Genomic DNA, 11,221 nt, shown 5'->3' on the forward strand with positions numbered 1-11,221 from the left:
TTATGCGACTATGTACGGCAGGAAGATTTAAACAGCTACAAGGAGGTCTTGTGAACAAGGCCATTGAAATTAAGAAACTTGGACAGCTTGAAGTGCTAACGGCTTCCGTCCCTTATACTCAAGACCCGACTCGCTTGTTCCACACACTATGTGAGAACAAAACTGACAGCCTATTGCTGGAATCTGCTGAGATCGATTCAAAGCAAAATTTAAAATCCCTGCTGATCGTAGATTCAGCGGTTCGCATTGTTTGCTTCGGCCATACCGTTAGCATGCACGCCTTGACCAACAACGGTAAAAACCTACTGTCTCACCTAAACCAGAACATCCGTGGTGATGTAGAGAGTAAGTTCGATGGCGAAACGCTAACTTTGGAATTTAGCCAGCCATGCGGCACGTTAGATGAAGACTCTCGCCTACGTGAAGCCTCTTCTTTCGATGCGCTGCGTTTGGTTCAGCATAGTTTTGATATTTCACAGCAAGACAAACACGCGATTTTCCTTGGTGGTCTGTTTGCCTACGACTTAGTCGCAAATTTCGAGCCGCTTGGGAATGCAGAAGCAACAAATCAGTGTCCAGATTACGTTTTCTACGTCGCGGAAACACTGCTTGTTGTCGACCATCAAACGGAATCTTGCCAGCTTCAAGCGACGTTGTTTGTTGATGGTTCAGAGAAAACAGCGTTAGAGACTCGTATTGCAGAAGTCAGCGCTCAGTGTGCAGCGCCAAAACTACTGCCAAGCGCAAAACAAATCGCTGACGTAACGGTAGAACCTAGCGTATCTGATGCAGACTTCTGCCAAACTGTTCGCGACTTAAAAGAGTTCGTAGTGAAAGGCGATGTATTCCAAGTTGTACCATCTCGCCGATTCACTCTACCTTGCCCTTCTCCACTGGCAGCTTACAAAGAACTAAAACAAAGTAACCCGAGCCCTTATATGTTCTACATGCAAGATGAGCTGTTCACTCTGTTTGGCGCATCACCAGAAAGCGCGCTTAAGTACGAAACCGACACTAACCAAATTGAAATCTACCCAATCGCAGGCACTCGTCGCCGCGGTAAGCGCCCTAACGGCGAGATTGATTTCGACCTAGATAGCCGCATCGAACTTGAACTGCGTACCGACATGAAAGAAAACGCAGAACACATGATGCTGGTTGACTTAGCACGTAACGACGTCGCTCGTATTGCTCAAGCTGGCACTCGCCACGTAGCAGACCTTCTAAAAGTCGACCGCTACAGCCACGTAATGCACTTGGTATCTCGTGTGGTTGGTCAACTGCGTGAAGACCTAGACGCGCTGCACGCATATCAAGCATGTATGAACATGGGCACACTCACTGGTGCACCAAAGATTCGTGCAATGCAGTTGATTCGCGACGTAGAAGGCGCACGACGCGGTAGCTACGGCGGTGCTGTGGGCTACCTTACCGGCGAAGGAACATTAGATACTTGTATCGTGATCCGCTCAGCGTACGTTGAGAACGGCATTGCTCAAGTTCAAGCTGGTGCTGGCGTGGTGTTCGACTCTGACCCGCAAGCGGAAGCAGACGAAACGCGCAGCAAAGCACAAGCGGTAATCTCTGCTATCCAAGCAGCGCATAAGTCACAATAAGGAATAGGGTTCAGAGATGGCTAATATCATTTTTATCGACAACTTTGACTCGTTCACCTACAACCTTGTGGATCAATTCCGCTCGCTAGGTCACTCAGTCAAGATTTACCGAAACAACATCCCAGCAGAAACCATTGAACAAGCGGTAAACGAGCTTGAAAACCCAGTGGTTCTGCTATCGCCAGGCCCAGGCGCACCGTCAGAGGCAGGCTCAATGCCAGAGCTTATCCAACGCATGAAAGGCAAAGTGCCGATGATCGGGATTTGTCTTGGTCACCAAGCGATTGTTGAAGCATACGGCGGCACCGTTGCTGGCGCAGGCGAAATCATTCACGGTAAGGTCTCTATGATGGAGCACCAAAACCATGCGATTTACCAAAACCTACCATCACCACTTGCGATTGCACGTTACCACTCGCTGGTTGCGACCAAGGTTCCTGAGAGCCTAAACATCACAGCAGAAGTAGATGACTTGGTAATGTCTGTTGTACATGAAGAAGATAAAGTTTGCGGGTTCCAGTTCCACCCGGAATCTATTATGACGACCTACGGAGCAACACTGTTGGCCAATGCCATTGAATGGGCACTTGAAGAACAAACTTCAGCGAACCCACTCACTGCTTAAAAAGCACTTGGCACATAAGAAATTTAGGAGAGGAAATATGGAAGCAATCATCAACCCTATTATTACCAAACTGTACGAGCAAGAATCGCTTACTCAGGAAGAGAGCCAACAGCTATTCGACATCATTATCCGTGGTGAACTAGACCCAATTTTAATGGCATCAGCACTGACTGCACTAAAAATCAAAGGCGAGACACCAGATGAAATTGCGGGCGCAGCGAAAGCACTGCTGGCAAACGCAAACCCATTCCCTCGTCCAGATTACGATTTCGCAGATATCGTAGGTACTGGCGGTGACGGTCACAACACCATCAACATTTCAACCACTGCGGCGTTTGTTGCTGCAGCATGTGGTCTAAAAGTGGCGAAACACGGTAACCGCAGCGTTTCAAGCAAATCGGGTTCTTCTGACCTTCTTGATTCATTTGGTATCAACCTAGCCATGAGCGCAGAAGATACGCGCAAAGCGGTAGACGATATCGGTGTTGCTTTCCTATTTGCACCTCAATACCACGGTGGTGTGCGCCATGCGATGCCAGTGCGTCAAACCATGAAAACACGCACTATCTTTAACATTCTTGGCCCACTGATTAACCCTGCTCGTCCTAACATCGAATTGATGGGCGTTTACAGTGAAGAACTGGTTCGTCCTATCGCAGAAACCATGCTACAAATGGGTATGAAGCGCGCCGCTGTAGTACACGGCAGTGGCTTGGACGAAGTAGCAATTCACGGTGAAACAACCGTTGCCGAGATCAAAGACGGTAAGATCACAGAATACAAACTAACGCCTGCAGACTTCGGTCTAGAAGCGCACCCGCTAGAAGCGATCAAAGGTGGCGATCCTGAAGAAAACAAAGCGATCATTACCAACATTCTGACGGGTAAAGGTACAGACGCGCAATTGGGCGCAGTGGCGGTGAACGTTGCTCTGCTAATGCGCCTATTCGGCCACGAAGATTTAAAAGCCAACACGCAACAAGCGATTGAGGCAATGAATTCAGGCAAGGCGTACCAATTGGTACAACAACTTGCCGCACACGCTTAAGGAATTGAAGAACATGACTGACTTCAACACTCAGCAAGCTGACAACCTGTCTGAACACGTTTCTAAGAAAGAAGCAGAAATGGCAGAAGTACTGGCGAAAATTGTCCGCGACAAATATCAGTGGGTAGCAGACCGTAAGGTGTCTCAACCGCTAAGCACATTTCAGTCTGATTTGCTGCCATCGGACCGCAGCTTCTACGATGCTCTGAGTGGCGAAACGACGGCATTCATCACCGAATGTAAGAAGGCATCTCCTTCTAAAGGTTTGATTCGTGATCACTTCGACTTGGATTACATTGCATCGGTTTATAACAACCATGCTGATGCGATTTCAGTCCTAACAGACGAGAAGTACTTCCAAGGCAACTTTGACTTTCTTCCTCAAGTACGCGGTCAAGTCAAACAACCTGTTCTGTGCAAAGACTTCATGGTAGATACCTACCAAGTTTACCTAGCACGTCATTACAGTGCTGATGCCGTGCTACTGATGCTTTCTGTCCTTAATGACGAAGAGTACAAAGCGCTAGAGGAAGCGGCGCACAGCCTGAACATGGGTATCTTGACCGAAGTCAGCAACGAAGAAGAGCTTCATCGTGCCGTTAAGCTTGGCGCACGCGTTATCGGCATTAATAACCGTAACCTTCGCGACCTAAGTACTGATTTGAATCGTACTAAAGAACTGGCACCGACAATTCGTGAACTGGCTCCTAACGCAACAGTAATCTCAGAATCTGGCATTTATACGCATCAACAAGTTCGTGATTTAGCGGAATACGCAGACGGCTTCTTGATTGGTAGTTCACTGATGGCAGAAGACAACTTAGAACTTGCTGTACGTAAAGTGACCTTAGGCGAAAACAAAGTGTGTGGCTTAACGCATCCAGATGACGCAGCAAAAGCATATCAAGCAGGCGCAGTATTTGGTGGCCTGATTTTTGTCGAGAAGTCGAAGCGTGCGGTCGACCTTGAGGGTGCTCGCTTAACCATGAGCGGTGCTCCACTGAACTATGTAGGCGTTTTCCAAAATCACGATATCGATTTTGTTGCTTCTGTCGTCACCTCTTTGGGTTTAAAAGCGGTGCAACTGCACGGTCAAGAAGACCAAGCTTACGTAAACCAACTCAAAGCCGAACTACCAGCAGCGGTAGAAATTTGGAAAGCTTACGGCGTGACTGATGCCAAGCCAGAACTGCTAGCAGACAACATTGATCGCCATTTATTAGATGCGCAAGTTGGCACTCAAACTGGTGGAACTGGTCAAGTGTTCGACTGGTCACTGATCGGCGACCCAAGTCAAATTATGCTAGCGGGCGGACTGTCGCCAGAAAATGCTCAACAAGCAGCGACACTAGGTTGCTTGGGATTAGATTTAAACTCTGGTGTAGAAAGCGCACCAGGCAAAAAAGATTCACAGAAGTTGCTCGCGGCATTCACTGCTATTCGCAACTACTAAAGCTGGATATCAGCTAAAAAATTTAAAGCTATTCGTAGCGAAAAATACGAGAAGGAATATAACGATGGCAAAACTGAATGCCTACTTTGGCGAATACGGCGGTCAGTACGTTCCGCAAAATCTAGTTCCAGCACTGGAGCAACTAGAGCAAGCGTTTATCGACGCGCAAGAAGATCCAGAATTCCGCAGCGAATTCATGACGCTTCTTCAAGAGTATGCGGGCCGTCCAACGGCTTTGACTCTAACTCGTAACCTAACCAAAGGTACGAAAACCAAACTGTACCTAAAACGTGAAGACCTACTTCACGGTGGCGCGCACAAGACCAACCAAGTGTTGGGTCAAGCGCTACTTGCGAAACGCATGGGCAAAAACGAAATCATCGCTGAAACTGGCGCAGGTCAACACGGTGTTGCAACCGCACTAGCATGTGCACTGCTTGGCCTTAAGTGTCGCGTGTACATGGGTGCAAAAGACGTTGAGCGTCAAAGCCCGAACGTATTCCGTATGAAGCTAATGGGCGCAGAGGTTATTCCTGTCCACTCGGGTTCAGCAACACTTAAAGACGCATGTAACGAAGCGCTGCGTGACTGGTCTGCAACTTATGAAGATGCACACTACCTATTAGGTACAGCGGCAGGTCCTCACCCATTCCCAACAATCGTGCGTGACTTCCAACGCATGATTGGTGAAGAAACGAAGAATCAGATTTTGGCACGTGAAGGTCGTCTTCCTGATGCGGTTATCGCATGTGTGGGCGGTGGTTCAAACGCGATTGGCATGTTTGCTGACTTCATCGAAGAAGAAAGCGTTCGCCTAATTGGTGTTGAGCCAGCAGGTAAAGGTATCGATACTGACCAGCACGGTGCACCACTTAAACATGGTAAAACGGGTATCTTCTTTGGTATGAAAGCTCCATTGATGCAAGATCCAAACGGTCAGGTTGAAGAGTCATACTCTGTCTCTGCTGGTCTTGATTTCCCTTCAGTTGGTCCACAGCACGCACATCTAAACGCAATTGGCCGTGCTGAATATGACAACGTGACGGATGATGAAGCACTAGAAGCATTCCAAGAAATTGCGCGTCACGAAGGCATCATCCCTGCACTTGAATCTTCTCACGCACTGGCTCATGCACTGCGTATGGCTCGTGAGAATCCAGAAAAAGAGCAATTATTGGTCGTTAACCTATCAGGTCGTGGTGACAAAGACATCTTCACCGTACACGCCATCTTAGAAGAAAAAGGAGCAATCTAATGAGCCGTTATGAAAAGATGTTTGAGCGCCTAAACGAAAAGAACCAAGGCGCATTTGTACCGTTCGTAACGGTTTGCGATCCAAACGCCGAGCAGTCTTACAAAATCATGGAAACACTGGTTGAGTCTGGTGCAGATGCCCTTGAACTTGGTATTCCATTCTCAGATCCGCTAGCGGATGGCCCAACCATCCAAGGCGCTAACATTCGCGCGTTAGACTCAGGCGCAACACCAGATATCTGCTTTGAGCAAATTGGTAAGATCCGTGCTAAATACCCAGAGTTACCTATTGGTCTTCTTATGTACGCGAACCTTGTTTACTCTCGTGGTATCGAGAACTTCTATGAGCGTTGTGCAAAAGCAGGTATCGATTCTGTTTTGATTGCAGATGTACCAACTAATGAAAGTGCCGAATTTGTTGCTGCTGCAGAAAAGTTTGGTATTCACCCAATCTTCATCGCACCACCAACGGCAAGTGATGAAACACTGAAGCAAGTATCAGAGTTAGGTGGCGGCTACACTTACCTACTCTCTCGTGCAGGTGTTACTGGCGCAGAAACCAAAGCAAACATGCCTGTAGGTCATATGCTCGATAGACTGAACCAGTTTGATGCGCCACCAGCACTACTTGGTTTTGGCATCTCTGAGCCTGCACAGGTGAAACAAGCACTAGAATCTGGCGCCGCTGGTGCAATTTCTGGTTCAGCCGTGGTAAAAATCATTGAAGCGAACGTTGATCAGCCACAAATTATGCTCGACAAGCTAGGTGAATTCGTTTCTGCAATGAAAGCTGCCACTCAAAAATAATTTCAGTTTGATATGACACAACAACGCCCGCTTAACATTATGTTTAGTGGGCGTTTTCTTACTATCGCGTTTATACCACGTCATTTTTTGTTCAACGCCCGCACTTTCCAAATCTATCTCAAGCAGAGCACTCAAAGAGTGTTAAGCTTGGGTAACTTAACTCACTCAATAAAGCAATGTGCAGTAAGGTTGCTACATGGAAGAAGTCAAAACACTGCTAGCCAAATGTCCTGTACTATCAGGGCTGCCAGATAAAGGGCTTAGTGAAGCAGCGCAAATGACTAAGGTTCGCTGCTTCGACGAAAAAGCACTGATTTGCAATAAAGGTGCGCTTCAATCTTCTCTTATGGTCATAGCTCAAGGTGCAGTGAGAGTGAACTCAATTAGTTCAAAAGGCAAAGAAGTCACACTGATGATTTTCGAAGCTGGTGGCTGGTTTGGAGACAATGTTTTTTCTCCCGGTATGCCTCGTATTTTTGGTGCGACCGCGCATTCTGACGTGACTGTAATGGAGCTTCCTGGAGATAAATTTCGCCAATTACTCGCCAAATACCCTCAAAGTTACCCCACTATACTCGACTTACTTAGCCGCCGCTTGTGGTCTGCTATTTCTGTTATCGAAGATGACGCGATTAGAGGAATTGAAGAACGAGTCGCCAAAAGGTTGCTGCTGCTTGCTGAATACCAACTTAATCAAGCGATCGATACTCGACCATGCGTTGTCAGGGTAACAAGAGAACATATCGCTAACATGATGGGGCTAACTCGTCAGAGTGTACACAAGATACTAAAACGATTAGAAAGTATCGGGATGCTAGAGCTAAACTATGGCTCAGTAACCATTACCAATCCGAAGCGCTTAGAAGAATACTTTAAAAAACTCGAGCAATAGATCCATTCAACAAACGGTAAGTATTGTCTAACGATAGCTAAAAACCTTATGCATCTAATTGGTCAAGAGCACAACACCATTTGCGCTTAGGCAAGTGGCGCTGTGACACAAAGACCATTGAATTGACTAAGCTATATTCAATTCAGATTTCAACTCACGTTTCAAAATCTTTCCTGTCGCACTCATCGGGAGGTGCTCACGAATTTCGACATAACGAGGATATTTAAACGAGGCTAATTGCTCTTTACCCCACTTTTGTAATGAATCGGCGTCAATGTATTCTTTTGGTTTAAGTACAACGTAGGCTTTTATCTCTTCGCCATACTCTTCATTTGGAATCCCTATCACCGCGACCATTGAAACTGCAGGATGAGTCATGAAAACTTCTTCAATTTCTCTGGGATAAACATTAAATCCACCTCGAATGATCAGATCTTTCATTCTATCGACAATAAACAAATTACCTGAACTGTCAAATCGGCCCACATCACCAGTATGGAACCAACCATTTTGTAGTGCAGATTCAGTAACTTCTGGGCGGTCAAGATATCCCTTCATAACATTATGACCACGCACAACAATCTCACCTTCTTCGCCTATCGGTAGTGCATTACCTTCAATATCGATAACTTTTACTTCGACACCTTGAACCGGTTGACCTACCGAGCCTGGTATGCGCTCCTGATCCAAATGATTAAAACATGCAATAGGACTTGTCTCCGACAACCCGTATCCTTCTAAGATCGGCACATTAAATGTTTCTTCAAAGGTTCGAAAGATTTCGGTTGGCAATGACGCACCACCGCTTACTGCAACACGCAATGACGAGGTATCAAATTGATGCTGCACATGAAGCAGACCGATGTACATCGTTGGCACACCAGCAAATATCGTCACCCTATGTTTTTCCACCAGCTCAAGAACATGTTTAGGCTCAAACCTAGGCACTAACACCAATGTTGCCCCGCCCAAAACACTAGCATTTAAGTGGACGGTTTGACCAAATGTATGAAATAAAGGCAAAGTTACTAAGTGAATATCATCGGCCTGGCTGCCCATAATGTTTTGTGCCACCAGAGCGTTCATTATGATGTTCTGCTGAGTCAGCTCAGCGCCTTTTGGTAAGCCTGTCGTCCCTGATGTATACAAAATCACACAAGTATCATCCGCATTACGCGGTATATAATCTGGCAACGGTTGGACATCGGCTATAAACGCATTGAGAGTTATTACACCATTCCAATAGCTTTCATCTTGAGATTGAGTCAGTACGACTATGCCTTCGCATGTATCGACTTGTTCAAAGGCTTTTACACCCTCTTTTGCCATTGGCAGTTCTTTCGTCCCTTCAAAGCAGAAATAAAACTTCGCTTTTGAATCTTCTAAGTGATACTTAATTTCTCGCGCTTTCAAAAGCACATTTAATGGGACTGCAACCGCGCCAGCTTTTTGTATTGCATAATAAACAAACGCGAAAAAAGGAATGTTTGGGCATGAAATCGCAACGCGGTCACCTGGCTTTACGCCTTTATTGATTAAAGACGCTGCGATCTTGCCGGCGATCGCATCAAACTGCGCATAATTTATCTTTTCAGTGCCACATATCAACGCCGTTTTATCTGGTTTACTCGCAGCATTTCTTTGTAACGCAGCAGCAAGATTCATCATAGTCTCTTCACCTCTTACTTGTCTTTCTCGTCTAATCAGCTCAGGAGCATTAACTAAGCAAGTTATCTCTAACACTGGATCGTCAGCATTTGAGTCTCACCAGTCATTACAATTTAACATTATGTTTACAACGCAATTAGAGCCAAGAATGTAAAGCAATTAACATTTCAGAAGGCAAATTAATAAAAGTGTGAGCTTGAAAGAGATGAATTGTTATAAATATCAACCCAAGTCACTAAAAACTCTGACTGCAATAGCAAATACAAAAGCGGTTAAAATTAACAAAAAGAAAACAAATAAAGAAAAATAAACTTGAACAATCCTAAGCGCGACCCTTATAAGAAAAATCAATAGCAAACGTTTGCTATTGAACAAAACTTTATCGTTCGTCAATAAAATATCGATTAATCCATCAATAATACCTTGCTGCATATTGCCAATTGTAAACGATAAGTGTAAAAAGCAAGGCGAGATAATTATCCGTAAATCCATTTATGGTTAGTGGGTAATTTTAGGATTTTACATTTTATTAGCACAGAGGTTATGGAAGTGTTAAAAGAAAAGAGTTTGCTAAACAACATTGGCGTACAAGTCGTAATCGCCATGATCGTGGGCACAGCCGTTGGTGCCATGATGGGTCATGATGCGACAGTGTTCGCTCCTTTAGGTGCTATCTTTATCAACTTAATCAAAATGTTGGTTATTCCTTTGGTCGCTGTCGCCTTGATTTCTGGCGCCGCTGGTCTTGGGAACAGCCAGTCAGCAGGTAAAGTTGGCATCGTCACTCTAGGTTATTTTGGTTTAACATCCGCCCTAGCCGTTGCGCTTGCACTATTTATGGGTGAAGTATTCCAACCAGGCATGGGTATCGACGTCTCTGGCGTTGAAGGCATGTTCTCAGCAGAATACGCTTCAAAAGGTGAACTACCTACTTTCTGGGCAACCATCACTGGTATGATCCCAACCAACGTTTTCCAATCACTAAATGAAGCAAACATCCTACAGATCCTCGTTTTCTGTATGTTCTTTGGTATTGCGATTTCTAAGCAAGCAAAAGAGCGTCGTGAACCAATCATCAATGGTGTTAACTGCATCGTTGACGCAATGGTTTGGATGATCAACAAAGTAATGATCATTGCACCTATCGGTGTATTTGGTCTGATGGCAGAAGCCGTCGGTACGTTCGGTTTTGGTGCGCTAATGGTGGTGTTTAAACTGTTCGTTGTTTACGTTGCCGCCATCCTAATCTTCGGTTTCGTTGTTTACCCAGCAATGGTGCATGTTTTCACGAAGACATCTGCGAAGAAATTCCTGTCTTCAATGAAGAAACCGCAAGCAGTTGCGCTTTCAACAGCGTCTTCTATGGCAACACTGCCTGTTACAATGGACACCTGTGAAAAAGAGCTGGGCGTAAAAAATTCAACTGCATCATTTGTTCTGCCTCTAGGCGCAACGATCAACATGTCAGGTAATGCGATTTACTATGGCTTGGTTGCTATCTTCTTTGCTCAACTGTTCAATATCGATCTAGGCATGGGCGCTTACATTGCAATTATCGTAACGTCTACATTGGGTGCGGTTGGTCAAGCGGGTGTTCCTGGCCCTTCTTTCCTAGTGGTTGCCGTGCTTCTTGCCGCTGGCATTCCAATTGAAGGTCTACCGCTGCTATTCGCTCTTGACCGTATTTTCGATATGATTCGTACAGCACTGAACATCACAGGTGATGCTGCATGTGCAGTTATCGTTGATGCGCTAATTGAAGAAGAAACGGCAGAAGCTGAGCTAAAAAAGCAAGAAGCCTAACCCTTTCTTGAATAGACCAAAAACCGCTCATAATGAGCGGTTTTTTTGTCTTTTC

At 45.6% G+C, this 11,221-nt stretch carries 9 protein-coding genes; 8 read left to right on the forward strand and 1 reads right to left on the reverse strand.

Translation table 11 applies throughout. The features are described 5' to 3' along the window. Nucleotides 1-50 precede the first annotated feature (50 nt). The 7 genes from R7Z47_RS12830 to R7Z47_RS12860 all read left to right on the forward strand — a co-directional run bounded on the left by R7Z47_RS12830 (nt 51) and on the right by R7Z47_RS12860 (nt 7,695). Complete coding sequence (locus R7Z47_RS12830; protein WP_256902917.1) at nt 51-1,616, forward strand: anthranilate synthase component 1; 1,566 nt, start codon at nt 51-53, stop codon at nt 1,614-1,616. Between the two features lie 16 nt (nt 1,617-1,632). Next, nucleotides 1,633-2,241, forward strand: coding sequence for an aminodeoxychorismate/anthranilate synthase component II (locus tag R7Z47_RS12835; RefSeq protein ID WP_045480888.1), 609 nt, complete (start codon nt 1,633-1,635; stop codon nt 2,239-2,241). A 37-nt stretch (nt 2,242-2,278) separates the two neighbouring features. Continuing rightward, entirely contained in the window at nt 2,279-3,289 is a 1,011-nt protein-coding gene (gene trpD, locus R7Z47_RS12840; protein WP_017635721.1) for an anthranilate phosphoribosyltransferase, read from the forward strand. Nucleotides 3,290-3,302: 13 nt separating this feature from the next. Next, nucleotides 3,303-4,742 carry a bifunctional indole-3-glycerol-phosphate synthase TrpC/phosphoribosylanthranilate isomerase TrpF gene (gene trpCF, locus R7Z47_RS12845; protein WP_213903921.1) on the forward strand — a complete coding sequence of 480 codons (1,440 nt, stop codon included), beginning with the start codon at nt 3,303-3,305 and terminating at the stop codon, nt 4,740-4,742. Between the two features lie 64 nt (nt 4,743-4,806). Further along, complete coding sequence (gene trpB / locus R7Z47_RS12850) at nt 4,807-5,997, forward strand: tryptophan synthase subunit beta (RefSeq protein ID WP_256902918.1); 1,191 nt, start codon at nt 4,807-4,809, stop codon at nt 5,995-5,997. Beyond that, nucleotides 5,997-6,803: a tryptophan synthase subunit alpha gene (gene trpA, locus R7Z47_RS12855; RefSeq protein ID WP_047103302.1), complete on the forward strand. Its 807-nt coding sequence runs from the start codon at nt 5,997-5,999 to the stop codon at nt 6,801-6,803. Before trpB ends, trpA begins: the two co-directional genes overlap by 1 nt. Before the next feature lie 196 nt (nt 6,804-6,999). Then, on the forward strand, nt 7,000-7,695 hold the full coding sequence (locus R7Z47_RS12860; protein WP_182016734.1) for a Crp/Fnr family transcriptional regulator: 696 nt from the start codon (nt 7,000-7,002) through the stop codon (nt 7,693-7,695). Between the two features lie 126 nt (nt 7,696-7,821). On the opposite strand, the gene R7Z47_RS12865 is transcribed toward R7Z47_RS12860, so the two are convergent. After that, on the reverse strand, nt 7,822-9,363 hold the full coding sequence (locus tag R7Z47_RS12865) for a long-chain-fatty-acid--CoA ligase (RefSeq protein WP_213894015.1): 1,542 nt from the start codon (nt 9,361-9,363) through the stop codon (nt 7,822-7,824). Nucleotides 9,364-9,906: 543 nt separating this feature from the next. Here R7Z47_RS12865 and R7Z47_RS12870 point away from each other — a divergent pair. Continuing rightward, nucleotides 9,907-11,166: a dicarboxylate/amino acid:cation symporter gene (locus R7Z47_RS12870; protein ID WP_005376774.1), complete on the forward strand. Its 1,260-nt coding sequence runs from the start codon at nt 9,907-9,909 to the stop codon at nt 11,164-11,166. Nucleotides 11,167-11,221: the final 55 nt, after the last annotated feature.

Origin of the sequence: Vibrio sp. 1641, from assembly GCF_033339995.1 — a bacterium.
Taxonomy (GTDB): Bacteria; Pseudomonadota; Gammaproteobacteria; order Enterobacterales; family Vibrionaceae; genus Vibrio; species Vibrio alginolyticus.

What these genes read in the sequence shown, in the direction of transcription:
- R7Z47_RS12870 (WP_005376774.1), top strand. Translation starts at nt 9,907, where the DNA reads ATGGAAGTGTTAAAAGAAAAGAGTTTGCTAAACAACATTGGCGTACAA.
- trpD (WP_017635721.1), top strand. Translation starts at nt 2,279, where the DNA reads ATGGAAGCAATCATCAACCCTATTATTACCAAACTGTACGAGCAAGAA.
- trpB (WP_256902918.1), top strand. Translation starts at nt 4,807, where the DNA reads ATGGCAAAACTGAATGCCTACTTTGGCGAATACGGCGGTCAGTACGTT.
- trpCF (WP_213903921.1), top strand. Translation starts at nt 3,303, where the DNA reads ATGACTGACTTCAACACTCAGCAAGCTGACAACCTGTCTGAACACGTT.
- trpA (WP_047103302.1), top strand. Translation starts at nt 5,997, where the DNA reads ATGAGCCGTTATGAAAAGATGTTTGAGCGCCTAAACGAAAAGAACCAA.
- R7Z47_RS12865 (WP_213894015.1), bottom strand. Translation starts at nt 9,363, where the DNA reads ATGATGAATCTTGCTGCTGCGTTACAAAGAAATGCTGCGAGTAAACCA.
- R7Z47_RS12835 (WP_045480888.1), top strand. Translation starts at nt 1,633, where the DNA reads ATGGCTAATATCATTTTTATCGACAACTTTGACTCGTTCACCTACAAC.
- R7Z47_RS12860 (WP_182016734.1), top strand. Translation starts at nt 7,000, where the DNA reads ATGGAAGAAGTCAAAACACTGCTAGCCAAATGTCCTGTACTATCAGGG.